Genomic DNA, 23,042 nt, shown 5'->3' with positions numbered 1-23,042 from the left:
GTGTGCCTCCGGCGACAGCGCCCCGCGTGACCGAGTGACTCCGGGCCCCCTGCCGGCACAACGCGGCCCCCGGATCACACCATTCGATCTGCGACACTGGTACAGCCATGCCTAAGCCCGGAGAACTTACTTTCGTCGCCCCCCGCGGAGCCAAGAAGCCGCCGCGGCACCTTGCCGATCTCACGCCCGCCGAGCGCAAAGAGGCGGTCGCCGCGATCGGCGAGAAGCCGTTCCGCGCCAAGCAGCTCTCGCAGCACTACTTCGCGCGGTACGCGCACGACCCGGCGGAGTGGACGGACATCCCGGCCGCCTCGCGCGGCAAGCTCCAGGAGGCGCTGCTCCCCGAGCTGATGTCGGTCGTGCGGCACATCAGCTGCGACGACGACACCACCCGCAAGACCCTCTGGCGGCTCTTCGACGGCACGCTCGTCGAGTCCGTGCTGATGCGCTACCCGGACCGGGTCACCATGTGCATCAGCTCGCAGGCGGGCTGCGGGATGAACTGCCCGTTCTGCGCCACCGGACAGGCCGGCCTCGACCGGAACCTGTCGACCGGCGAGATCGTGCACCAGATCGTCGACGGGATGCGGGCGCTCAGGGACGGCGAGATCCCCGGCGGCCCGGCGCGGCTCAGCAACATCGTGTTCATGGGCATGGGCGAGCCGCTCGCCAACTACAAGCGGGTCGTCGGCTCGATCCGGGCGCTCACCGACCCCGAGCCCGACGGCCTCGGGCTCTCGCAGCGCGGCATCACCGTGTCGACCGTGGGCCTCGTGCCCGCCATCCACCGGTTCGCCGACGAGGGCTTCAAGTGCCGCCTCGCCATCTCCCTGCACGCGCCGGACGACGAGCTGCGCGACACCCTCGTCCCCGTCAACACCCGGTGGAAGGTCCGCGAGGTCCTCGACGCCGGCTGGGAGTACGCCGCCAAGTCGGGGCGCCGCCTGTCCATCGAGTACGCCCTCATCCGGGACATCAACGACCAGGCGTGGCGAGGTGACCGGCTCGGCCGGCTGCTCCGGGGCAAGCCGGTCCACGTGAACCTGATCCCGCTGAACCCGACACCCGGCTCCAAGTGGACCGCCTCCCGTCCCGAGGACGAGAAGGCGTTCGTCGAGGCCATCGCGGCGCACGGCGTGCCGGTCACCGTCCGGGACACCCGCGGCCAGGAGATCGACGGGGCGTGCGGGCAGCTGGCCGCGTCCGAGCGGTAGGGGACGGGCTCGTCCCGGCCCCGGTGACGGCGGTCGGGGCCCGCGGAACGGCGGGCGGTAGTCTGACTCCCGTACACACATCTTCATATTCCGACAGGGGAGCGCCACAGCGCTGAGAGTGCGGCACGGGCCGCAGACCCTCTGAACCTTGCCCAGGTCATTCTGGGTAGGAAGTTCGGTCATCACTCAAGCTGTTGCGCCCTGCCCGGGAACTTTCAGAGGTTCCCGGGCAGGGCCGCGTCTCTTCCTGGTCACTCCAGGAGGAATCCAGTGAGCACCACCACGAAGTTCACGGCCGCGATCGTGGCCACCGGACTCGGGCTCGTCACGCTGTCGGCGTGCGGCTCGTCCGACTCCGGGACCGACGCCGCCGGCTCCAAGACCGTCACCCTGGTCAGCCACGACTCCTTCATCGCCTCCAAGGACGTGCTCAAGGAGTTCGAGAAGCAGTCCGGCTACCGGGTCAAGGTCCTCAAGGACGGCGACGCCGGGCAGGCGGTCAACAAGGCGATCCTCACCAAGGACAACCCGCAGGGCGACGTCTTCTTCGGCGTCGACAACACCCTGCTGTCCCGCGCGCTCGACAACGGCCTCTTCCAGCCGTACGAGGCCAAGGGGGCGGACGGGGTGCTCCCCGAGTACCGGGCCGACCAGGGCAAGCACCGGGTGACCCCCATCGACACGGGCGACATCTGCGTCAACTACGACAAGGCCTGGTTCACCGAGCACAAGCTGACCCCGCCGAAGTCCTTCGACGACCTCACCGAGCCCGCGTACAAGAACCTCCTCGTCACGGAGAACGCCTCCACCTCCTCGCCCGGCCTCGGCTTCCTGCTCGGCACGGCCGCCGCGTACGGCGACGGCTGGCAGGGCTACTGGAAGAAGCTCAAGGCCAACGGCGTGAAGGTCGTCGACGGCTGGGAGCAGGCCTACAACGAGGAGTTCTCCGGCTCCGCCGGCGGCAGGAAGGCCAAGGCCGACCGCCCGCTCGTCGTCTCCTACGCCTCCTCCCCGCCCGCCGAGGTGATCTACGCCGACCCGAAGCCGAAGACCGCGCCCACCGGCGTCGCGACCGGCACCTGCTTCCGGCAGGTCGAGTACGCGGGCCTGCTCAGCAACGCGAAGAACACCGAGGGCGGCAAGGCGCTCGTCGACTTCCTGGTCTCCAAGCGGTTCCAGGAGGACATGCCGCTGAACATGTTCGTCTACCCGGTGATCGAGGGCGCCCGGGTGCCCGCCGAGTTCACCGCGTTCGGCCCGCAGGCGAAGGACCCCGAGACCCTCGCCCCCGCCCGGATCGCCGACCACCGCGACCAGTGGGTCAAGTCGTGGACCTCGCTCGTACTGAAGTAGGCAAGCCGCCCGCGAAAGCGGCGACCGGGAGGCGCGGGAGTGCGGCGCGGCTCGGTCTGATGGCCCTGCCCGTCGCGTTCTTCGCGGTCTTCTTCGCCTACCCGGTCGCGGCGATCGTCGCCCGCGGGCTGCACGTCGGCGGGGCCTGGCGGTTCGCCAGGATCGCCGACGTGCTCGGGCAGTCCGACGTCCGGCACGTCCTGTGGTTCACCACCTGGCAGGCGCTCGCCTCCACCGCGCTCACCCTGCTGGTCGCGCTCCCCGGCGCGTACGTCTTCGCGCGCTTCGACTTCCGGGGCAAACAGGTGCTGCGCGCGGTCGTGACAGTCCCGTTCGTGCTGCCCACCGTCGTCGTCGGCACGGCCTTCCTGGCGCTGGTCGGCCGGGGCGGGCTGCTGGACGAGCTGTGGGGCGTACGCCTGGACACCACCGTGTGGGCGATCCTGCTCGCGCACGTCTTCTTCAACTACGCGGTCGTCGTACGGACGGTCGGCGGCCTCTGGTCGCAGCTCGACCCGCGCCAGGAAGAGGCCGCCCGGGTGCTCGGCGCCTCCCGGTTCGCCGCCTGGCGCAAGGTGACCCTTCCCGCGCTCGGCCCCGCGCTGGCCGCCGCCACGCTCATGGTCTTCCTCTTCACCTTCACCTCCTTCGGTGTGGTGCAGATCCTCGGCGGCCCCACCTTCTCCACCCTGGAGGTGGAGATCTACCGGCAGACCTCCGAGATCTTCGACCTGTCCACCGCCGCGGTGCTCACCCTCGTGCAGTTCGCGGCGGTCGGCGCGATCCTCGCCGTGCACGCCCGGACCGTACGGCGCCGGGAGACCGCGCTGCGGCTCGTGGACGCCTCGCTGACCGCGCGCAGACCCCGCGGCGCCGGGCAGTGGGCACTGCTCGCCGGGGTCCTGGCGAGCATCGCCGTCCTGCTCGTACTGCCGCTCGCCGTGCTCGTCCAGCGGTCCCTGGACACCCCGGGCGGCCACGGCTTCGCGTACTACCGGGCGCTCACGTCGGAGGACGGCGGCATGTTCCTCGTGCCGCCGATCGAGGCGATCGGCAACTCGGTCCGGTACGCGCTCGCGGCCACCGCCGTCGCCGTGCTGATCGGGGGGCTCGCGGCCGCCGCCCTCACCCGGCGCGCGGGACGGCTCGTCCGCGGGTTCGACGCGCTGCTGATGCTGCCGCTCGGCGTCTCCGCCGTGACGGTCGGCTTCGGGTTCCTGATCGCCCTGGACGAGCCGCCGCTGGATCTGCGGTCCTCGTGGATCCTGGTGCCGCTCGCGCAGGCGCTGGTCGGTGTCCCCTTCGTCGTCCGCACGATGCTGCCCGTGCTGCGGGCGGTCGACGAGCGGCTCCGGGAGGCCGCCGCCGTGCTGGGGGCATCGCCGTGGCGGGTGTGGCGCGAGGTCGACCTGCCCATGGTGCGCCGCGCCCTGCTCGTCGCGGCCGGTTTCGCGTTCGCCGTGTCACTCGGCGAGTTCGGCGCGACGGTCTTCATCGCGCGGCCCGACAACCCGACGCTCCCGGTCACCGTGGCTCGGCTCCTCGGCCGCCCGGGTGACCTCAACTACGGCCAGGCCATGGCCCTTTCGACCATCCTGATGGCGGTGTGCGCGGTCGCGCTGCTGCTGCTGGAGCGCATCCGCACCGACCGTTCGGGGGAGTTCTGATGAGCCGGCTCACCAAAGGGGCCGACGCCCTGCTGAGGCTGGAGGGGGCGACCGTGCGCTTCGGCGGGCGGCCCGTGCTCGACGCCGTCGGACTCGATGTCGCCGAGCACGAGATCGTGTGCGTGCTGGGGCCGAGCGGCAGCGGCAAGTCGACCCTGCTGCGGGCCGTGGCCGGACTCCAGGCGCTCGACGCCGGCCGCGTACTGCTCGACGGCCGGGACCAGTCGGGGGTCCCCGCGCACAGGCGGGGCGTGGGTCTGATGTTCCAGGACCACCAGCTGTTCCCGCAGCGCGACGTCGGCGGGAACGTCGCCTTCGGGCTGCGGATGCACGGTGCGGCCAAGAGCGAACAGGCGCTGCGGGTAGGGGAGTTGCTGGAGCTCGTCGGGCTGCCCGGGTCCGCGTCCCGGGCCGTCGCCTCGCTCTCCGGAGGCGAGCAGCAGCGGGTGGCGCTGGCCCGCGCCCTCGCGCCCCGGCCCCGGCTGCTGATGCTGGACGAGCCCCTCGGACAGCTCGACCGCTCGCTTCGGGAGCGGCTCGTCGTCGAACTGCGGGAGCTGTTCAGCGAGTTGGGGACGACCGTGCTCGCTGTGACGCACGACCAGGGTGAGGCGTTCGCCCTCGCCGACCGGGTCGTCGTGATGCGCGACGGGCGGATCGCCCAGTCCGGCACGCCCCTTGACGTCTGGCAGCGCCCGGCGGACGCGTTCGTGGCCCGCTTCCTCGGCTTCGACAACGTGGTCCCGGCGACGGTGACCGGGGCCGCCGCGGACACCCCGTGGGGGAAGGTCCCCGTCGCGGACGGCGCGCCCCAGGGGCCGCGCACGCTGCTCGTCAGGCCCGCCGGGGTACGGCTCGTGGCACCGGCGGACGGGCTGCGCTGCACCGTGGCCGCACGCACGTTCCGCGGCACACACGTGGCCGTACGGCTGCAGCCGCGTGAGGCCCCACCGCTCGAAGCGGCCTGTGCGCTGCGGGACGCGCCCGGGCTCGGGGACGAGGTCGGCGTGGAGTTCGACGCGGCGGAAATCGTCGTGCTGGGGGAGGGGCCGGCTGCGTAGGGTGCGGGTCATGACGCGACTCGGACACGCACGGTACTGCGACTCGATCGAGCTCCAGGTACGGCAGTTGAGGGAGGTCGTGACCTCGGGCGCCGATCTGGCCGCCACCGTGCCGACCTGTCCGGACTGGTCGCTGGAGCAGCTCGTACGGCACACCGGCGGAGCGCTGCGCTGGGCCGAACTCCTCGTCCGGACCCGGGCCCGCGCCGACGTGCCCGAGAAGGAGGTGCCGCTCGGCGGGGGACCGGAGGCCGAGGGCGACCCGGCCGCACTGGACGCCTGGCTCGCCGAGACCGGCGAGATGATCGTCGGGACCCTGCGGGCGGCCGGCCCCGGCACACCCGTGTGGACGTGGGCCGAGGAGCAGGACTCGGGCTTCTGGGCCCGCCGGATGACGCACGAGCTGGCGATCCACCGGGCCGACGCGGCCGCGGCCGCCGGGCTGCCGTACGAGGTCGCGCCCGACGTGGCGGCGGACGCGATCGACGAGTGGCTGGAGATCGTGGAGTTCGTGCAGCGCACCCAGCCGGACGACCCGGCGCGCGAGCTGCGCGGCCCGGGCCGCAGCATCCACCTCCACGCCACGGACGGCACACCGGAGTCGGACGCCGAGTGGCTCGTCGAGCTCACCGAGGAGGGCATCGCCTGGCGCCGCGGCCACGAGAAGGCGACGGTGGCCCTGCGCGGCACGCTGACCTCCGTGCTCCTGGCCTTCTACCAGCGGCTGCCGCTGGACGACGGCCGGGTGGAGGTGCTGGGGGACCGGGAACTGCTCGAATTCTGGCTGGAGCGGGCGTCGTTCGACTGACGGACCCGCCCCCCCCCTGGACGGCGGGTGGCCCGCCCCCGGATGCGGGAGCGGGCCACACGGTCGTGCGAGGGGAGGGCGTCAGCCCGTCAGCCCGTCTTCGAGGTGTTGCGGCGGCGCATCCCGAAGTACACGGCGCCGCCACCGACGACGACGAACGCGCTGGCGACACCGGCGATCACACCGGTGTTGGAGTTGGCGCCGGTCTCGGCGAGGTTCGACTCACCGGCCGCGGCGGAGGGCGCGTTGTCGCCGGGGGCCGCGGGTGCCGTGCTGTCCGACTCCGAGGGCGTCGCCGACGGGGTGGTGGACGAGGACGGGGTCTCGGACGGCTTCGGGGTCTCCGAGGGCTTCGGGGTCTCCTCGGTCTTGCAGGCCGCCTCGGCAGGCGCGGTCAGGTTCGGCGTGATGTCCTCGTCGACGATCTTCCCGGCGGTGACGTGGACGCGGTACTCGGACTTCGGGGCCCAGGCCTCGGAGAAGGTGATGGTGACGCCCTCACGGGTGCCCTTCACCGTCTGCTTGCCGACGAGCCGCTCGTCCGCGCCGTTCGACTCCAGGTAGACGGAGACCTCGGCCTCGACACCGGAGGCGTCGGTGTCGGTGACGGTGATGACGCCCTTGCCGTTGTCGTCGCAGACGGCGGCGGCCGAGAAGTCACGGATGTTGCAGGCAAGTGCGTTGCCCGCGACGCCGAGCGCGAGCGCGGCAGTGGCGGAGGCAACACCGAGAATGCGCACGGAACGTGCGGTAAGGCGGGATATGGACACGATCGCCCTTCACGGAATGTGCAACTGCGGGGGGTTGTGAGGGTCCTGACGTGAGAACAGCACCCCCAGGAGTCTCACAGGTCTATAAGCGGAACCCGGCCACTGTCAATGAATATGCCCCGCGCGGGCGTCGGCTTTACGTTGTCATTAACCGCCGAGACGTTTGAGCGCCTCCGGGGCGTCCTCGATGCGGTCCACGAGCGCGATCCGGGACTCCATCGCCCGTTCGCGCGCAAGGGACTTGAGGAGCGGCCACGTGGGGTGCCGGTCCGTCCAGTGCGCCTCGTCCACGAGCACCATCGGCGTGGGCTCGCCGCGCGACTCGTAGTAGTTCGGCGTCGCGTTGTCGAAGATCTCCTGGACGGTGCCGGCGGCGCCCGGCAGGAAGACCACACCGGCGTTGCAGCGCGCCAACAGCCCGTCCTCGCGAGTGGCGTTGGCGAAGTACTTGGCGATGTGCGTGGCGAAGGCGTTCGGCGGCTCGTGGCCGTAGAACCACGTCGGGATGCCCACCGAGGGACCGCCCGCCGGGTGCCGCTCCAGCACGTCGAGGGCGGCGCGCGCCCAGTCGGTCACCGACGGCGCGAACGACGGTACGGGCGCGAGGAGTCGCAGCGCCTCCCCGAGCATCCCGTCGTCGAAGGGGGCGGCGTACGCGCCGAGGTTGGCGGCCTCCATCGCGCCGGGACCGCCCCCGGTGGCGACGGTGAGACCGGCCCGCGCGAGGGAGCGGCCGAGCCGCGCGGCGCCCTCGTACTCCGCCGTGCCGCGCGCCATCGCGTGACCGCCCATGACGCCCACCACCCGCGCGCCGGTGAGGAGTTCGTCCAGGGCGTCCGAGACGGAGTCGTCGTGGACCGCCCGCAGCATCGACGCGAATATGTCCCCGTCGGCCTTGGTCCGCTGGAACCAGGCGTACGCGCGGGCGTCCGGCGTCGCCTCGTACCCCGCGTCGAGCGCGTCGAAGAGCTCACCGGGGGAGTAGAGGGTCCCGAGGTACGGGTCGAAGGGCAGACCGGGGACCGGCGGGAAGACCAGCGCGCCGGAGATCCGGGTCCGTGCGGCTGCCTCGGGGTGCATCGGGCAGCCGAGGAACACGGCGCCCGCGCAGTCCACGGAGAGCAGGACCTCCGTACGCTCCGTCAGGTCGACGGCCTGGACGCGGAATCCGGCGAGGGAGCCGCGGGCCGCCACGACCTCGTCGAACTCGGCCAGGGACTCGATCTCGCGGTCGTGGGAGGCGGCGGGGGCCTCGGCCCGCGCGGAGGACGGGCGCTCGGGTATCGGCTGCACCCGGCCATGTTAGGGGGTGCCGTCCGGGTCACCCCGGGGGCCGTGAGCGCGGCCCGAACTTCGCCGCGTTCACGCGATCACCCGGGTGTGCCCGGTACGCGGGCCGTGCTCCACCGGGCACCGCGCGAGCCGCCGGACCGGGTGCACGGACCCCCGTACCGCGCGCCCGGTCCCGGGCCGGTCGTCTCGCGAAACGCCGGGCTCAGCCCTGGACGGCCGCCGGGTCCATCCACATGACCTCCCAGGTGTGGCCGTCCGGGTCGTCGAACGCGCGGCCGTACATCATGCCGTGGTCCTGGGTCTCGCCGGTGGCGGAGCCGCCCGCGGCGATGGCCTTCTCGACGAGCTCGTCGACCTTCTCGCGGCTCTCCGCGCTCAGACACAGCAGCACCTCGCTGGTCTTCGCCGAGTCCACGATCTCCTTCTTCGTGAAGTCGGAGTACCGCTGCCGGCTCAGCAGCATGGCGACGATCGTGTCGCTGATCACCACGCAGGCGCAGTCGTCCGTCGAGAACTGGGGGTTGATCGTGTAGCCGAGCTCCGTGAAGAACTTCTTCGAGGCGGCCACGTCGTTCGTGGCCAGGTTCACGAAGATCATCTGCTGGTACATGGGGGCCTCTCCCGTCGGTGTCGTGCCGTTCGCAGGGTTAGACCGGGGAGTCCCGGAGAACTCATCGTCCGGCGCGGACCTTTTTCCGGACGGGTTCCGTGCGGCTCCGTCCGGCGGGCGCCCGTCGCCGTCAGCGGACCAGCGGCAGCGCGGCGAGCTGGGCGACCGCCCAGGTCAGCGGCCCGAACACGGCGAGCAGCGCGCCGATGCGCAGGGCCGCCGCACCGCGCAGCATCGTGACGGGGGCGCCGAGACGCAGCAGGGCGGCCGTGGTGTCGGCGCGCGCCTGCCGGGCCTCGACGGCGGCCGTGAGCACCGTCAGCAGGGTGCAGCCGCCCACCAGCAGCGCGCCGAGGGTGCTCAGCGGACCGAAGTCGGGGCGCTCGCCCGCGTACAGGGTCGCCATGGCGTACGCGCCGGAGGCCACCGCGCACAGCACGCCGAGCGGCTGCCCGATGCGCCGGGCCTCGGTCTGGAGAACGCGTCCGGCGAGCAGCCGCAGCGCGCCCGGCCGCACCGCCTGGAGCAGCCGCCCGCAGAGGTAGGTGATCGCAGGTCCCGCCAGCGCCAGGCCGACCGCGGTGAGCGCCCAGCCGGCGAGGACTCCGGCCGGGCCGCCGGCGAACCCGCCGGGCAGCGCGAGCCCGGGCGTCGCGTCCGAGCGGCTCGCGTACGTCTCCACGGCGAGGCCCGCCGCGAGGACGGCCGCGCCCCAGGGGAGCCCGCCGGGGGCGGTCTGCGCGGGGACGAGCAGGCGCGGGTCCAGCGCCTGGGCGGGCTGCTCGGGGGTGTCCGCCGCGACGGCGTACGCGTCGGGGGCGGGCGGGGCCGTGGCGACCACGGTGTCGGCGTCGACCAGGGTCCCCACGACCACCGGGGTGCCGGGTGCCGCGGAAGCGGCCTGGGCGGCGATGGCGTGGCGTCCGGTACGGCTCCCGCCGCTCCCGCCGGTGTGCCGCCGGCCGCGGGCCGTGCTCCGGCCGCGCGGGCGCAGGACCAGCGCGGTGGCCACGGAGGCGGCCGCCGGCACCAGGGACAGCAGCGTCAGGGCGGCCGGCAGCGGCAGGGGCCGGTCCGCCGCGAGGAAGTCTGCCGCCGCCCCGTCGAACGGCATGCCGGTCAGGTCCCCGCGCAGGTGCAGGAACAGGAGCAGCGCCAGCATCGAGCCGAGGACGGTCGACAGGGCGGTGGTGGTGGCGGAGATCGCCATCAGACGGCCGGGGCCGAGGCCGATCGCGGAGAGGCCGGGGCGCGGCCGGGTGCCGGGGTCGGTGCGGGCGACCGCGACCGCGAAGTACACCGTGGCGGCCAGCGGGGCGACGCACCAGACCAGTCGGAGCACCGAGGCGGTGGAGGCGTCCGGGTGCGTCATCGCGTACCCCAGCGTGCACAGCAGCAGGAAGCCGGTGCCCGCCGAGGCCGCGGCGACCAGGAGGCGGCGGATCTGGACCAGGGGCTGACCCCCGCGCGCTAGACGGAGAGCGAGCACGCGGCCCGGCCTTCGGTCTCGGCGACGGGCGGGAGGTGGACGGTGTTCACGCGCCGTCCGTCGAGCAGCGACACGGTCCGGTCGGCGAGGGCCGCGGTGTCCGCGTCGTGCGTGGCGAGGACGACCGTGATGCCGTGGGAGCGGGCCGCCGTGGTGAGCGTGCGCAGCACGTGCGCGCGGTCGGCCCGGTGCAGGGGGGCGGTCGGCTCGTCGGCGAAGAGCACGGTGGGGGAGGCGGCCAGGGCGCGGGCGATGACCACGCGCTGGCGTTCGGCCTGGAGGAGGGCGTGCGGACGCTTGCGGGCGCACTCGCCGATGTCGAGGCGCTCCAGCCACTCCAGGGCGACGGTCTTGGCGGCGCGGCGCCGGGTGCCGCGCAGCATGAGGGGCAGCGCGGCGTTCTCCCAGGCGTTCAGCTCGGGCACGAGGACCGGCGCCGGGTCGATCCAGCCGAAGCGGTCGCGGCGCAGCCGTTCGCGTGTGAGCGGGCCCATGGTGTGGACGGGGGTGCTGTTGAACCAGACCTCGCCCTGCTGGGGCAGCAGCTGTCCTGACAGGCACCGCAGGAGGGTCGTCTTGCCGGCGCCGCGCGGGCCGCTGACGGCGAGGATCTCACCCTCCCGGACGCCGAGCGAGACGCCGCTGAGTGCGGGCGAGCCGTTGTGCGTGACGTGCAGGGCGCGTGCCCAGAGCACGTCGTTGTCCGGCGGGGCCACCATCGCGTACACCTCGTTCAGATCAGTTGTTGCCGGTCGCGTCCCCCGTCCGGGGGAACGAAGGCAGGGCCGATCGGTCACTGGGCACGCTAGGTATTCGCCGGCGGCGGGGCGGACAGCACGCGGCCCCGGGACGCCCATTCTCACTCGAACGGGCGCCTTCGGGGCCGGTGTTGATCATCCAGGAGGAAGATCAGAGCTTCGTCCACGCCTCCGTCAGGACCTGGCGGATGATCCCCTCGATCTCGTCGAAGGTCGACTGGTCGGAGATCAACGGCGGCGACAGCTGGATGACCGGGTCACCGCGGTCGTCGGCGCGGCAGTACAGGCCGTACTCGAAGAGCTTCTTGGAGACGAAGCCGTAGAGCACGCGCTCCGACTCCTCGTCCGTGAAGGTCTCCTTGGTGGCCTTGTCCTTCACGAGCTCGATGCCGTAGAAGAAGCCGTTGCCGCGGACGTCGCCGACGATCGGCAGGTCGTGCAGCTTCTGGAGGGTCGTGAGGAAGGCGTTCTCGTTGTCCAGCACGTGCTGGTTGAGGCCCTCGCGCTCGAACAGGTCGAGGTTGGCGACGCCGACCGCGGCGGAGACCGGGTGGCCGCCGAAGGTGTAGCCGTGCAGGAAGGTGTTGTCGCCCTTGTAGAACGGCTCGGCGATGCGGTCCGAGACGATGCACGCGCCGATCGGCGAGTAGCCCGAGGTCATGCCCTTGGCGCAGGTGATCATGTCCGGTACGTAGCCGAACTTGTCGCAGGCGAACATCGTGCCGAGGCGGCCGAAGGCGCAGATGACCTCGTCCGACACCAGCAGGACGTCGTACTGGTCGCAGATCTCGCGTACGCGCTGGAAGTACCCGGGCGGCGGCGGGAAGCAGCCGCCCGCGTTCTGCACCGGCTCCAGGAAGACGGCGGCGACCGTCTCCGGGCCCTCGAACAGGATCTGCTGCTCGATCTGGTCGGCGGCCCAGCGGCCGAAGGCCTCGGGGTCGTCGCCGAACAGCGGGGCGCGGTAGATGTTGGTGTTCGGCACCTTGTGCGCGCCGGGGACCAGCGGCTCGAAGGGGGCCTTGAGGGCCGGCAGGCCGGTGATGGACAGGGCGCCCTGCGGGGTGCCGTGGTAGGCGACCGCGCGCGAGATGACCTTGTACTTGGTCGGCTTGCCCTGCAGCTTGAAGTACTGCTTGGCGAGCTTCCAGGCGGTCTCGACGGCCTCGCCGCCGCCGGTGGTGAAGAAGACCTTGTTCAGGTCGCCCGGGGCGTAGTCCGCCAGGCGCTCGGCCAGCTCGACGGCCTTCGGGTGGGCGTAGGACCACACGGGGAAGAAGGCCAGCTCCTGGGCCTGCTTGAACGCCGTCTCCGCGAGCTCGGTGCGCCCGTGGCCCGCCTGGACCACGAACAGCCCCGAGAGACCGTCGAGGTAGCGCTTGCCCTTGTCGTCGTAGATGTAGGTGCCCTCGCCACGCACGATGGTGGGAACGGGCGCGTTCTCGTACGAGGACATGCGGGTGAAGTGCATCCACAGGTGGTCGTACGCGGTTCGGCTGAGGTCCTTGCTCACGGCTATCGGGTTCCCCACATGTAGGTCTGCTTCTTGAGCTTCAGGTAGACGAAGCTCTCGGTGGAGCGCACGCCGGGCAGCGCCCGGATGCGTTTGTTGATGACGTCCAGCAGGTGGTCGTCGTCCTCGCAGACGATCTCCGCGAGGATGTCGAACGAGCCCGCGGTCATCACCACGTACTCGACTTCCGACATGGCCGTCAGCGCGTCCGCCACCGGGTCGAGGTCGCCCTCGACGTTCACGCCGACCATCGCCTGCCTGCGGAAGCCCACGGTGAGCGGGTCCGTGACGGCGACGATCTGCATCACGCCCTGGTCGAGCAGCTTCTGGACGCGCTGGCGCACGGCCGCCTCGGAGAGGCCGACGGCCTTGCCGATGGCGGCGTACGGACGGCGGCCGTCCTGCTGGAGCTGCTCGATGATGGCGAGGGAGACGGCATCCAGCTGGGGAGTGCCGTTCCTGGACTCCCGAGAGTCCCTGGGGTCTGCGCTTCGACTGGCCACGCGCCCACTCTGCACGACGTCTCGATAGTTCCGCAAGGCCGTAGCGATGAAATTCGTTGTTTACGAGGACGTGACTTGCGGATTTCGCAGATCTGGAGGGATCGAGGGTGTTGAAAACGTGGACACACCGATTAGGGTGGGTGTCTCAGTGATTGGACACCCGACAGGAGGGCCGGCAGTGAGCACCGAGCTGCGTCGTCTGCGCAACTACATCGACGGAGAATTCCGGGACGCCGCCGACGGACGGACCACCGAGGTGGTCAACCCCGCGACCGGCGAGGCGTACGCGACCGCGCCGCTGTCCCGCGAGGCGGACGTCGACGCCGCGATGGCGGCCGCCGCCGCGGCCTTCCCGGCCTGGCGCGACCAGACCCCGGCCGAGCGCCAGAAGGCCCTCCTGAAGATCGCGGACGCGTTCGAGGAGCGGGCCGAGGAGCTGATCGCGGCCGAGGTGGAGAACACCGGCAAGCCGATCGGACTCACCCGGTCCGAGGAGATCCCGCCGATGGTGGACCAGATCCGCTTCTTCGCGGGCGCCGCCCGGATGCTGGAGGGACGCAGCGCCGGCGAGTACATGGAGGGTCTGACCTCGATCGTCCGCCGCGAGCCGGTCGGCGTCTGCGCGCAGGTCGCGCCCTGGAACTACCCGATGATGATGGCCGTCTGGAAGTTCGCCCCGGCGCTGGCCGCGGGCAACACGGTCGTCCTCAAGCCGTCCGACACGACGCCCGCCTCCACGGTCCTGATCGCCGACATCATCGGCTCGATCCTGCCCAAGGGCGTCTTCAACGTCATCTGCGGCGACCGCGACACCGGCCGCGCGATGGTCGAGCACCCGACCCCGGCGATGGCGTCCATCACCGGTTCGGTGCGCGCGGGCATGTCGGTCGCCGAGTCGGCGTCCAAGGACCTCAAGCGGGTCCACCTGGAGCTGGGCGGCAAGGCCCCGGTCGTCGTCTTCGAGGACACCGACATCGCCAAGGCCGTCGAGGACATCTCCGTGGCGGGCTTCTTCAACGCCGGGCAGGACTGTACGGCCGCCACGCGCGTCCTGGTCCAGGAGGGCATCCACGACGAGTTCGTGGCCGCGCTCGCCAAGGCCGCCGCCGACACCAAGACCGGGCAGCCGGACGACGAGGACGTGCTGTACGGCCCGCTCAACAACCCCAACCAGCTCAAGCAGGTCGCCGGCTTCATCGAGCGCCTGCCCGCCCACGCCAAGGTCGAGGCGGGCGGCCACCAGGTCGGCGACAAGGGCTACTTCTACGCCCCGACCGTCGTCTCCGGCCTGAAGCAGGACGACGAGATCATCCAGAACGAGGTCTTCGGCCCGGTCATCACCGTGCAGTCGTTCTCGGACGAGAAGCAGGCGGTCGAGTGGGCGAACGGCGTGGACTACGCCCTCGCCTCCTCCGTCTGGACCAAGGACCACGGCCGCGCCATGCGCCTGTCCAAGGCCCTCGACTTCGGCTGCGTGTGGATCAACACCCACATCCCGCTCGTCGCCGAGATGCCGCACGGCGGCTTCAAGAAGTCCGGCTACGGCAAGGACCTCTCCGGCTACGGCTTCGAGGACTACACGCGCATCAAGCACGTGATGACGTCGCTCGACGGCTAGTCATCACCTGCGCGGCCCCGGACGGTGCTCACCGTCCGGGGCCGCGCACGTGTGTCCGGCCCCCGCGGGCGGTGCCCGGGCGCGCGCTTCGAGCCGCGCCCGCGTGTCCGGCCTCGGACGGGTGCGGCGGACGCCGGGGCGGTCGACAGGGTGTCGGCCCCGGAGGTGATTGCTCGACGCACCGTCCATTGCCCGCGCCGAGCCCCCGGCGGCAGGCTGCCCGGGTGTCCGTCACCCGCAAGTCCCCAGCCCTGTCCCGCCGTTCCCTGCTGAGCGCCCTGGGGGGTGCCGCCGCGCTCGGCCCGCTGGCCGGATGCGGGGTCCCGGCCGCGTACGTGGCACCGGGCGACCGGGCCGGCGCCGACCTCTCCGCCCGCGAGCGACGTCTGACCTGGTCGAACTGGCCGCTCTACATCGACACCGACGACGAGGACACCACACGCCGGCCCACCCTGGACGACTTCCGGGAACGCACCGGGATCGCCGTCGACTACGTCGAGGAGATCAACGACAACGACGAGTTCTTCGGCAAGCTCAGCCCCTCCCTGATGAACCACCAGCGGACCGGACGCGACCTGATCGTGGTCAGCGACTGGATGTGCGCCCGCTTCGTGCGCCTCGGCTGGGTCCAGGAGATGGACCGCACCCGCCAGCCGAACGTCGTCAAGTACCTGGACCCGCTGCTGAGTTCGCCCGCCTTCGACCCCGGGCGCCGGTCCACCGTGCCCTGGCAGTCCGGCATCACCGGCATCGCGTACAACCGCCGCCGTCTCGGCCGCGAGATCCACCGCGTCTCCGACCTGTGGGCCGACGACCTCAAGGGACGGGTGACGCTGCTCTCCGGCCTGGACGAGGCGTTCGCGCTGCTCATGCAGGGCAACGGCGTCGACATCACCCGGTGGACGGCCGACGACTTCCACACCGTGTGCGACCAGGTCGAGGGGCATGTGCGCGAGGGCCGCATCCGGCGCTTCACCGGCAACGACTACATCAAGGACCTCGCCGCGGGCGACGTCCTCGCCTGCCAGGCGTACTCCGGTGACGTGATGCAGCTGCGGGCCGACGACCCCGACATCCGCTTCGTGGTCCCGGAGGAGGGCGCCGAACTGTGGTCGGAGTCCCTGATGATCCCGAACCTGGCCCGCCACAAGGCCAACGCGGAGGCGCTCGTCGACCACTACTACGACCCCGAGGTCGCCGCCGGACTCGCCGCGTGGGTCAACTACGTCTGCCCGGTCCCGGCCGCCCGGGACGTCCTCGCCTCCGCCGGGGACCGGGACACCGCCGCGCTCGCGGAGGACCCGCTGATCTTCCCGGACGCCGGCATGCGCGCGCGTCTCGCCATCGCCCGCGACGTCACGTCCGCGGAGCGCCCGGAGTTCGCGAAGCGGTGGAACGCGATCGCGGGGCTGTAGCAGGCCGCGATCAACGCGGGCTTCTCCCTACGGTTTCAGGGCCGCGCGGGCGATCCGCTCGGCCACCGGATTCATCGCCTCGCCCTTCGCCTCCGTGGAGTTGACCGAGTAGACCAGGGTGCGTGAGAGGTCGCGGGTGGCGCCCATCATGGTCGAATAGCCGTAGCGGGCGCCGGACTTGAGCCACAGGACCCTGCCCCCGAACTCGAAGCGCTGGAGCCCGGCGCTCATGTCGGCGCCCTCGATGCCCGCCGGGACGGTGAACATCTCCTCCAGCTGCGGCCCGGGCACCAGGTCGCCTCGGAACAGCCGGGTGACCAGGCGCTCCAGGTCGGCCGTGGTCGAGATCATGTCGCCCGCCGCCCAGCGGTCGGCCTGGTTCCAGTCGGTGACGTCGACCAGCCGGGTCGTGCCGTCGGCCCCCCGCACCGCCTGGTAGCCGTGGTTGTGCGGTCCGTGGATCCGGGGGTCGGTACCGGGGAAGTACGAGTGACGCATTCCCGCCGGACGGAACACCCGCCGGGCGGCCTCGGACTCGTACGGGCGGCCCGTGACCTTCTCGACCAGCATCCCGAGGACCGTGTAGTTGACGTTCAGGTAGTGCTGCTCGTCGCCGGGGCCGAACTCCGGGCCCTTCGCGACCGCCGAGGCGACCACGGCTTCCGGGGTCAGCGTGTCGAAGCGGTGCGCGTACACCTCCTCGAAGGAGTCCCCGAAACCGTCGCCGGGCCGGATGCCGCTGGTGTGGTTCAGCAGCTGCCGCACGGTGACGGGCTCCGTGAAGGAGGCGGGCAGCAGCCCGGGGAGGTAGTCCTCCACCGGTGCGCCGAGGTCGATCCGGTGCTCCGCCGCGAGCTGGAGCACCAGCGCCGCGGTCACCACCTTGGTCGTGGAACCGGCGCGGAAGAGCGCGTCCGGGTCGGCGTCGCGGCCACCGCGCAGGTCGTGCACGCCGGCGCTGCCGCGCCAGGTCCCGTCGGTGCCGCCGACCCGGACGAGCGCCGCCGTCGCGTCCGGGCTCGGGAGCCCGGCGAGCGCGGCGCGTAAGGCCTCCGCGTCCGGCCCGGTGGCCGTGGCGTGCGCCCCGACCGGGGGAGCGGCGGGCGCGGCGAGGGCCGGGGCGGCGAGCGGTCCCGCCGTCACCCCCAGGACGAGCGCGGTGGCGACGGCGGTGAGGGGCCGGACGCTGAAGTGCGGCAAGGCTGCTCCCTGGGTGGAGGACGACGGGCCGGGCGGTGGCCGGCGAGATCATCCTGCGGCCGCGCGTTCCTGCGCGGATCGTCAGCGGGGAGGGCATGGACCCTGACCCCAGCCCGGAGAAACTGGCCTACAAGGGAGGGGTGTTGTGGGGGATAGGCCCTAGGGCGCCCGGTGCCGGGGAGGAGGCGGGCGGGGTGGGGAGGCCGAACGTGCGGTTCCCGGGGAGCGGCGAGGGCGAACCGCGGTCCTGAAGCGGTGAGTGCCGAACGGAGTCGCACTCGCTCAAGGGCACCCGCTCACCGTTTCCCGGGACGCCCTCCCGAAACGCCCTGCCTGAGCGCTCGCACGGAACGCCCTCGCGAAACACCTTGCCGGGTGCGGGAGTTCGCCCTGAGTCGACGCTTCCGCGGGTGCCCGCCCGGCCAACGGGCCCCTACTGCTCGCGCAGCGCCGTCAGGGCGTCGATGCGGTTCGTGGTGATCGAGTCGACCCCGAGGTCGAGCAGCCGCCGCATGGAGCGCCGGGTGTCCGGCGTCCACGCCGACAGCAGGTAGCCGTCGCGGTGCACCCGCGCCACCAGGTCCCGGTCGACCAGCCCGAAGCGGTAGTTGAGCCACCGGGGCCGTACCGCGCGCAGGAGAGCGGGCCGCGGGGGCGCCAGCGTCGTCCAGGTCAGCGCGATCTCCGCCGCCGGGTCGGCCGCGCGCACCGCGAGCATCGCCGGGGCGCCCGCGCAGTAGTACACCCGCTCCTCGGCCCCGGACGCGTGGACGACGTCGACGACCTCGCGCACGGTCCTGCGGTCCGCGCCGGGCAGGTCGATCATCAGCCGGCCGTCCCCGGTCGCGGCCAGCGCGTCCACGAGCGTCGGCACCCCGCCGGCCGTCAGCCCGCGCACCTCGTCGGAGGAGAGCGAGAGCAGCGGGCGGTCGTGCCCCCACAGGCGCTCCAGCGTCTCGTCGTGCAGCAGCACGGGAACGCCGTCGCGGGTGAGCCGGACGTCGATCTCCACCGCGTCCGCGCCCCTCCGGAGCGCGGAACGCAGGGAGTCGAGGGTGTTCTCGCGGACGCGGTAGGGGTCGCCGCGGTGGGCCACGGCAGTCACGGTGCGCATGCGCCCATTGTGGGGGCGGTGCGCACCGCGTCCGCTCATCGGGGTGCGGCGGCCCGGCGCCCGGACGTCAGGAGGCGAGCCACGCCGACGTGTACGTGTCGATCTCGTCCGTGAGCCGGCGCTTGCCCGCCGCGTCCAGGAAGGACGCCTCGACGGCGTTCTTCGCGAGCCCGGCGAGACCCCGCTCGTCCAGGTCGAGGAGCCGGGCGGCGACCGCGTACTCGTTGTTGAGGTCGGTGCCGAACATGGGCGGGTCGTCGGAGTTGATCGTGACGAGGACACCCGCGCCGACCATCTCCTTGAGCGGGTGCTCGTCGAGCGTGCGGACCGCGCGGGTCGCGATGTTCGAGGTCGGGCAGACCTCCAGCGCGATGCGGTGCTCGGCGAGGTGGGCGAGCAGCTTCGGGTCCCGCGCGGAACTGGTGCCGTGTCCGATGCGCTCGGCGCGCAGGTCGGTCAGCGCGTCCCACACCGTCTGCGGGCCGGTCGTCTCCCCGGCGTGCGGCACCGAGCGCAGGCCGGCGGCGATCGCCCGGTCGAAGTACGGCTTGAACTGCGGCCGGGGGACGCCGATCTCCGGGCCGCCGAGTCCGAAGGAGACGAGTCCCTCGGGGCGAATCCGGTCGTCGGTGGCGAGCCGGGTCGTCTCCTCGGCGGCTTCGAGGCCCGCCTCGCCGGGGATGTCGAAGCACCAGCGCAGGACGACGCCGAGCTCGGCCTCGGCGGCCTTGCGGGCGTCCTCGATCGCCTCCATGAAGCCGAGCTCGTCGATGCCGCGGCGGGTGGAGGAGAAGGGGGTGATGGTCAGCTCGGCGTACCGGACCTGCTGCCGGGCCATGTCCCGGGCGACCTCGTACGTGAGGAGCCGGACGTCCTCCGGGGTGCGGATGAGGTCGACGACGGACAGGTACACCTCGATGAAGTGGGCGAAGTCCGTGAAGGTGAAGTAGTCGGCGAGGGCCTCGGGGTCGGTGGGGACCTTCGAGTCGGGGTGGCGCGCGGCCAGCGTGGAGACGATCCGGGGGGAGGCGGAGCCGACGTGGTGCACATGCAGTTCGGCCTTGGGCAGCCCGGCGATGAAGGCGTGCGGGTCGCGGACGTCGAGGTGGTCGGTCAAGGGTTGCTCCCCGGGAACGGCGTCCCGCACGTGCGTGTCGGGGGACGCGGGTGATCGGCTGATCGGTGACTCGGGGATCATCGTAGGCCGCCGTCCGCACGCCCAGGGCGCGGGCCGTAGCATGACGGAACGTACAACTGAGGGGACCTCGCGCATGTCCGACGACGCCCGCACGCCGGAACCGCCGGACCACACCTGGCCGGCGGCCCCCGCCTCCCCGGACAGCGGACCCCACGCCGGCCCGCAGGACGCGCCCCCCACCCGCAAGGTCGGCCTGGACAAGCAGGCCCCCGCCCCCGAGCGCGACCCCTGGGCCGCTCCGGCGGACGCCGTGCCCCCGGGCGCCGGGCAGGGCGGCACCCCGCCGCCGCCCTCCGTCCACAACCAGCCCACCGTGACCTCGCTGCCCGCCATGGGCTCGGCGCTGCCGCCCAGCCCGGACACCTCGACGCCCGGCGCGGCGACCCCTCAGCCCTGGGCCAACCCCTTCGCGCCACCGGCGTCCGGCGGGTCCGCCGACCCGTACGCCCCGCCCGCCGGGACGATGCCGCCGGGCGGCGCCGCGCCGCACAACCCCTTCGCCCCGCCCGCCGGACCGGCCTCCTTCGGCGGGCCGCTCCCCGGTGAGCCCGTTCCGCCACCGCCCGTGGCCCCCGGCGGCCCGGGTCAGCCTCTGTACGGCTATCCCCATTACCCCGGTCCCACGGTGCACGGCGGCCACAGCCCTTACCCCGGTGTGCACTCCGGTTACGGCTGGGGCGTCCCGCAGCCGATGCCGAGCAACGGGATGGGCACCACCTCGCTGGTGCTCGGCATCATCGCGGCCGTGCTCTTCTGCCTGTGGCCGGTGGCGATCGTGCTGGGCATTCTGGCGCTCGTCTTCGGCGTGATCGGCCGCCGCAGGGCAGGCCGGGGCGAGGCGACGAACCCGGGCCAGGCACTGGCGGGCATCATCTGCGGCGCGGTCGGACTGCTGCTCGGCATCGGCTTCGCCGTGCTGATCTTCGCCCTGCCCGACGACAACGACGAGGACCCGTACTTCGGCACTGACGACTACTCGACGTCCCTGGTGGTGGAGCAGGCGCGCTAGCGTCCGCTCGGTCCCTCAGGGGACGGACGCGGGGCGGCCCGCATCCCGGACGTCCTCTCCAAGACGCCACAGGACTCCGGGCACTCCCCTCTACGACAGGGAACCGTCCTTACGACAGGGAGCCGTCCGCTTCGGCGGGCGCCGGGACGCCGGTGGTTCTCAGCCGCTCCCGTGCCTCCATGAGCGCGAACCCCAGCAGGTTCGGGCCCAGCCAGCGCTCGGGGTCTCCCGCGCGTTCGTCGTCCGCGGCGAGCCCGATGCCCCAGATCCGGTCCACGGGGCTGGCCTCGACGAGCACCCGGTCGCCCGTGTCCAGCAGGAAGTGCCGCAGGTCGGGGTGGGCGGCGAACTTGTGCACGCTGCCCTCGGCCACGATCCGGAAGCGCTCCCGCTCCCAGATCTCGCCGTCGAAGTCCCGGACCAGCCGGCCCGCCTTCTTGGCCAGCGCCGGATTCGGCGCCAGCAGTGCCTGCCGCTCCGCCTCCGCGTCGCCGAAGAGGCGCGCCTTGCCCGCCATCATCCAGTGCTCGGCGGTCGCGTACTCGACGCCGGCCACCGTGAACGGCGACGGCCACCACTGGCTCAGGCAGCTCGCGCCGACCCGCCCGTCCGGCCGCGGCCGGTGCCCCCAGAAGTGCAGGTACTTGATCCTCGCCCCCGCGCGGACCTCCCTGACCAGGGCTTCCCTCGAATCGATCGTCCCCATGCACGCGAGTCTGGCACGCACCACTGACAGTCCGTCCCGCCTTTTCCAGGCTGACTCGACACCTGGTCGACAGATTCCGTCGCGTAACCAAAAGGCAACAACGGAATCACTTGTTGAGGTCACCTCTCTCTGTCAGGATCGGCACTCAAATCGAGCTGGAGCTACGCCGACCCCCGTGGGACGGGGAGGGCGGCGGAGGAGAGCGACATGCACAAACCGGGCCATCGCTTCCAGGCGCAGGACCGTTTCGCGGACGGCGCGCAGTACATCGCGGGCCGACTGGTCAAGGGCACCTCGGGCCGCACGCACGCGGTCGTCGACCCCGCCACCGGCGAGGAGGTCTACACGTACGAGCTGGCGTCCCCCGCCGACGTGGACGCCGCCGTCGCCGCCGCCCGAGCGGCGTTCCCCGGCTGGTCCGGCGCCACCCCCGGCGAGCGCTCCGACGCGCTGCACCGCTTCGCCGCCGTCCTCACCGAGCGGGCCGAGGAGTTCGCCCAGGCGGAGTCCCTGCAGTGCGGCAAGCCGCTCAAGCTGACCCGCGAGTTCGACGTCCCGGGGACCATCGACAACACGGCCTTCTTCGCCGGGGCGGCCCGCCATCTCCAGGGCCAGTCCGCGGGCGAGTACTCCGGGGACCACACCTCCTACGTACGCCGTGAGCCCATCGGCGTCGTCGGCTCCATCGCGCCCTGGAACTACCCCCTCCAGATGGCCGCCTGGAAGATCCTCCCGGCGATCGCCGCGGGCAACACCGTCGTCCTCAAGCCCGCCGAGCTCACCCCGCTCACCTCGCTGCTCTTCGCCCAGGCGGCCACCGACGCAGGCATCCCCGACGGCGTTGTCAACATCGTCACCGGCGCGGGCAAGGACGCGGGCGAGCACCTCGTCGGCCACCCCGACGTCGCCATGACCTCCTTCACCGGGTCCACCGGCGTCGGCAAGCGCGTCGCCGAGATCGCCACCGCCACCGTGAAGCGGCTGCACCTGGAGCTCGGCGGCAAGGCACCCTTCGTGGTCTTCGACGACGCGGACCTGGAGGCCGCGGTGCACGGAGCCGTCGCCGGCGCCCTCATCAACACCGGTCAGGACTGCACGGCCGCCACCCGCGCGTACGTGCAGCGGCCCCTCTACGACGAGTTCGTCGCGAGGACCGGCGCCCTCATCGCGGGCGTCCGCGTCGGCGACCCGTTCGCGCCGGACACCGACCTCGGCCCCCTCATCTCGCACGCCCAGCGCGACCGGGTCGCCGGATTCGTCGACCGGGCCCGCGCCTACGCGCGCGTGGTGACCGGCGGCGAGATCCCGCAGGACCTGAAGGACGGCGCGTACTACCGCCCCACCCTCGTCGCCGACGCCGCGCAGGACAGCGAGATCGTGCAGTCCGAGATCTTCGGCCCCGTCCTCGTCGTGCTCCCCTTCGACACCGACGACGAGGGCATCCGGCTCGCCAACGACACCCCGTACGGCCTCGCCGCCTCCGCCTGGAGCCGCGACGTCTACCGGGCCAACCGCGCCACCCGGGAGATCAAGGCCGGGTGCGTGTGGGTGAACGACCACATCCCGATCATCAGCGAGATGCCGCACGGCGGCTACAAGGCGTCCGGCTTCGGCAAGGACATGTCTGCCTACTCCTTCGAGGAGTACACGCAGATCAAGCACGTCATGTTCGACAACACCGCGGTCGCCAGGAAGGACTGGCACCGCACGATCTTCGGGGACCGATAGCCAGAACAGGCCGCG

Annotated in this window: 19 protein-coding genes, 1 pseudogene and 1 riboswitch; of the genes and pseudogenes, 9 read left to right on the top strand and 11 right to left on the bottom strand. The window is 72.3% G+C overall.

Annotation, left to right across the window (positions count from 1 at the left end):
• Positions 1 to 107 precede the first annotated feature (107 nt).
• From rlmN to ACFYQQ_RS35860, 5 genes are all read left to right on the top strand, one after another.
• On the top strand, positions 108 to 1,214 hold the full coding sequence (gene rlmN / locus ACFYQQ_RS35880) for a 23S rRNA (adenine(2503)-C(2))-methyltransferase RlmN (RefSeq protein WP_121406228.1): 1,107 nt from the start codon (positions 108 to 110) through the stop codon (positions 1,212 to 1,214).
• 85 nt (positions 1,215 to 1,299) lie between these two features.
• Positions 1,300 to 1,405: riboswitch (TPP riboswitch) on the top strand.
• A 79-nt stretch (positions 1,406 to 1,484) separates the two neighbouring features.
• The gene (locus ACFYQQ_RS35875; RefSeq protein WP_355779977.1) at positions 1,485 to 2,567 is read left to right on the top strand and encodes a thiamine ABC transporter substrate-binding protein; all 1,083 of its coding nucleotides are present in this window, start codon (positions 1,485 to 1,487) and stop codon (positions 2,565 to 2,567) included.
• Complete coding sequence (locus tag ACFYQQ_RS35870; RefSeq protein WP_355779980.1) at positions 2,543 to 4,234, top strand: iron ABC transporter permease; 1,692 nt, start codon at positions 2,543 to 2,545, stop codon at positions 4,232 to 4,234. The genes ACFYQQ_RS35875 and ACFYQQ_RS35870 overlap by 25 nt, the downstream gene beginning before the upstream one ends.
• Positions 4,234 to 5,295, top strand: coding sequence for an ABC transporter ATP-binding protein (locus ACFYQQ_RS35865; protein ID WP_356171991.1), 1,062 nt, complete (start codon positions 4,234 to 4,236; stop codon positions 5,293 to 5,295). The genes ACFYQQ_RS35870 and ACFYQQ_RS35865 overlap by 1 nt, the downstream gene beginning before the upstream one ends.
• A gap of 10 nt (positions 5,296 to 5,305) precedes the next feature.
• A complete protein-coding gene (locus ACFYQQ_RS35860; RefSeq protein WP_355794092.1) occupies positions 5,306 to 6,103 on the top strand; it encodes a maleylpyruvate isomerase family mycothiol-dependent enzyme in 798 nt (265 codons plus the stop codon).
• 89 nt (positions 6,104 to 6,192) lie between these two features.
• Here the strand turns inward: ACFYQQ_RS35860 and ACFYQQ_RS35855 are convergent, their stop codons facing one another.
• The 7 genes from ACFYQQ_RS35855 to ACFYQQ_RS35825 all read right to left on the bottom strand — a co-directional run bounded on the left by ACFYQQ_RS35855 (position 6,193) and on the right by ACFYQQ_RS35825 (position 13,054).
• On the bottom strand, positions 6,193 to 6,843 hold the full coding sequence (locus ACFYQQ_RS35855; RefSeq protein WP_355794091.1) for an LAETG motif-containing sortase-dependent surface protein: 651 nt from the start codon (positions 6,841 to 6,843) through the stop codon (positions 6,193 to 6,195).
• A 177-nt stretch (positions 6,844 to 7,020) separates the two neighbouring features.
• The gene (locus ACFYQQ_RS35850; RefSeq protein WP_388906722.1) at positions 7,021 to 8,166 is read right to left on the bottom strand and encodes an LOG family protein; all 1,146 of its coding nucleotides are present in this window, start codon (positions 8,164 to 8,166) and stop codon (positions 7,021 to 7,023) included.
• 202 nt (positions 8,167 to 8,368) lie between these two features.
• On the bottom strand, positions 8,369 to 8,776 hold the full coding sequence (locus ACFYQQ_RS35845; RefSeq protein WP_355794373.1) for a VOC family protein: 408 nt from the start codon (positions 8,774 to 8,776) through the stop codon (positions 8,369 to 8,371).
• Positions 8,777 to 8,906: 130 nt separating this feature from the next.
• Positions 8,907 to 10,265 carry a hypothetical protein gene (locus ACFYQQ_RS35840; protein ID WP_388906718.1) on the bottom strand — a complete coding sequence of 453 codons (1,359 nt, stop codon included), beginning with the start codon at positions 10,263 to 10,265 and terminating at the stop codon, positions 8,907 to 8,909.
• Positions 10,247 to 10,984, bottom strand: a complete 738-nt coding sequence (locus ACFYQQ_RS35835; RefSeq protein ID WP_355794047.1) for an ATP-binding cassette domain-containing protein — start codon at positions 10,982 to 10,984, stop codon at positions 10,247 to 10,249. Before ACFYQQ_RS35835 ends, ACFYQQ_RS35840 begins: the two co-directional genes overlap by 19 nt.
• A gap of 190 nt (positions 10,985 to 11,174) precedes the next feature.
• Positions 11,175 to 12,554 (bottom strand): aspartate aminotransferase family protein, encoded by a 1,380-nt coding sequence (locus tag ACFYQQ_RS35830; RefSeq protein WP_356172006.1) that lies wholly within the window; start codon positions 12,552 to 12,554, stop codon positions 11,175 to 11,177.
• Entirely contained in the window at positions 12,539 to 13,054 is a 516-nt protein-coding gene (locus ACFYQQ_RS35825; RefSeq protein ID WP_355794328.1) for an Lrp/AsnC family transcriptional regulator, read from the bottom strand. The genes ACFYQQ_RS35830 and ACFYQQ_RS35825 overlap by 16 nt, the downstream gene beginning before the upstream one ends.
• A gap of 163 nt (positions 13,055 to 13,217) precedes the next feature.
• On the opposite strand from ACFYQQ_RS35825, the gene ACFYQQ_RS35820 reads away from it, so the two are divergent.
• The gene (locus tag ACFYQQ_RS35820) at positions 13,218 to 14,657 is read left to right on the top strand and encodes a gamma-aminobutyraldehyde dehydrogenase (protein ID WP_356172009.1); all 1,440 of its coding nucleotides are present in this window, start codon (positions 13,218 to 13,220) and stop codon (positions 14,655 to 14,657) included.
• A gap of 224 nt (positions 14,658 to 14,881) precedes the next feature.
• Positions 14,882 to 16,072 carry a spermidine/putrescine ABC transporter substrate-binding protein gene (locus tag ACFYQQ_RS35815; protein ID WP_355789189.1) on the top strand — a complete coding sequence of 397 codons (1,191 nt, stop codon included), beginning with the start codon at positions 14,882 to 14,884 and terminating at the stop codon, positions 16,070 to 16,072.
• Positions 16,073 to 16,099: 27 nt separating this feature from the next.
• Here the strand turns inward: ACFYQQ_RS35815 and ACFYQQ_RS35810 are convergent, their stop codons facing one another.
• The 3 genes and pseudogenes from ACFYQQ_RS35810 to ACFYQQ_RS35800 form a co-directional block, all read right to left on the bottom strand.
• Positions 16,100 to 17,272, bottom strand: coding sequence for a serine hydrolase domain-containing protein (locus ACFYQQ_RS35810; protein WP_355789186.1), 1,173 nt, complete (start codon positions 17,270 to 17,272; stop codon positions 16,100 to 16,102).
• 433 nt (positions 17,273 to 17,705) lie between these two features.
• A complete protein-coding gene (locus ACFYQQ_RS35805) occupies positions 17,706 to 18,386 on the bottom strand; it encodes a glycerophosphodiester phosphodiesterase (protein WP_355789183.1) in 681 nt (226 codons plus the stop codon).
• A 67-nt stretch (positions 18,387 to 18,453) separates the two neighbouring features.
• Positions 18,454 to 19,603: pseudogene (locus tag ACFYQQ_RS35800) on the bottom strand (adenosine deaminase).
• A 54-nt stretch (positions 19,604 to 19,657) separates the two neighbouring features.
• Here ACFYQQ_RS35800 and ACFYQQ_RS35795 point away from each other — a divergent pair.
• On the top strand, positions 19,658 to 20,593 hold the full coding sequence (locus ACFYQQ_RS35795; RefSeq protein WP_356170970.1) for a DUF4190 domain-containing protein: 936 nt from the start codon (positions 19,658 to 19,660) through the stop codon (positions 20,591 to 20,593).
• A 109-nt stretch (positions 20,594 to 20,702) separates the two neighbouring features.
• Here ACFYQQ_RS35795 and ACFYQQ_RS35790 read toward each other — a convergent pair whose 3' ends face one another.
• The gene (locus ACFYQQ_RS35790; RefSeq protein ID WP_355795128.1) at positions 20,703 to 21,299 is read right to left on the bottom strand and encodes an NADAR family protein; all 597 of its coding nucleotides are present in this window, start codon (positions 21,297 to 21,299) and stop codon (positions 20,703 to 20,705) included.
• A 207-nt stretch (positions 21,300 to 21,506) separates the two neighbouring features.
• Between ACFYQQ_RS35790 and ACFYQQ_RS35785 the strand changes: the two genes are divergently transcribed.
• Positions 21,507 to 23,027 (top strand): gamma-aminobutyraldehyde dehydrogenase, encoded by a 1,521-nt coding sequence (locus ACFYQQ_RS35785; RefSeq protein WP_356170964.1) that lies wholly within the window; start codon positions 21,507 to 21,509, stop codon positions 23,025 to 23,027.
• Positions 23,028 to 23,042 lie beyond the last annotated feature (15 nt).

Origin of the sequence: Streptomyces sp. NPDC005496, from assembly GCF_042872045.1 — a bacterium.
In the GTDB taxonomy this organism is placed as follows: Bacteria; Actinomycetota; Actinomycetes; order Streptomycetales; family Streptomycetaceae; genus Streptomyces.
This window is presented reverse-complemented; position numbering and strand designations above follow the sequence as displayed.

What these genes read in the sequence shown, in the direction of transcription:
- ACFYQQ_RS35860 (WP_355794092.1), top strand. Translation starts at nt 5,306, where the DNA reads ATGACGCGACTCGGACACGCACGGTACTGCGACTCGATCGAGCTCCAG.
- ACFYQQ_RS35785 (WP_356170964.1), top strand. Translation starts at nt 21,507, where the DNA reads ATGCACAAACCGGGCCATCGCTTCCAGGCGCAGGACCGTTTCGCGGAC.
- rlmN (WP_121406228.1), top strand. Translation starts at nt 108, where the DNA reads ATGCCTAAGCCCGGAGAACTTACTTTCGTCGCCCCCCGCGGAGCCAAG.
- ACFYQQ_RS35865 (WP_356171991.1), top strand. Translation starts at nt 4,234, where the DNA reads ATGAGCCGGCTCACCAAAGGGGCCGACGCCCTGCTGAGGCTGGAGGGG.
- ACFYQQ_RS35805 (WP_355789183.1), bottom strand. Translation starts at nt 18,386, where the DNA reads ATGCGCACCGTGACTGCCGTGGCCCACCGCGGCGACCCCTACCGCGTC.
- ACFYQQ_RS35845 (WP_355794373.1), bottom strand. Translation starts at nt 8,776, where the DNA reads ATGTACCAGCAGATGATCTTCGTGAACCTGGCCACGAACGACGTGGCC.
- ACFYQQ_RS35795 (WP_356170970.1), top strand. Translation starts at nt 19,658, where the DNA reads ATGTCCGACGACGCCCGCACGCCGGAACCGCCGGACCACACCTGGCCG.
- ACFYQQ_RS35835 (WP_355794047.1), bottom strand. Translation starts at nt 10,984, where the DNA reads ATGGTGGCCCCGCCGGACAACGACGTGCTCTGGGCACGCGCCCTGCAC.
- ACFYQQ_RS35790 (WP_355795128.1), bottom strand. Translation starts at nt 21,299, where the DNA reads ATGGGGACGATCGATTCGAGGGAAGCCCTGGTCAGGGAGGTCCGCGCG.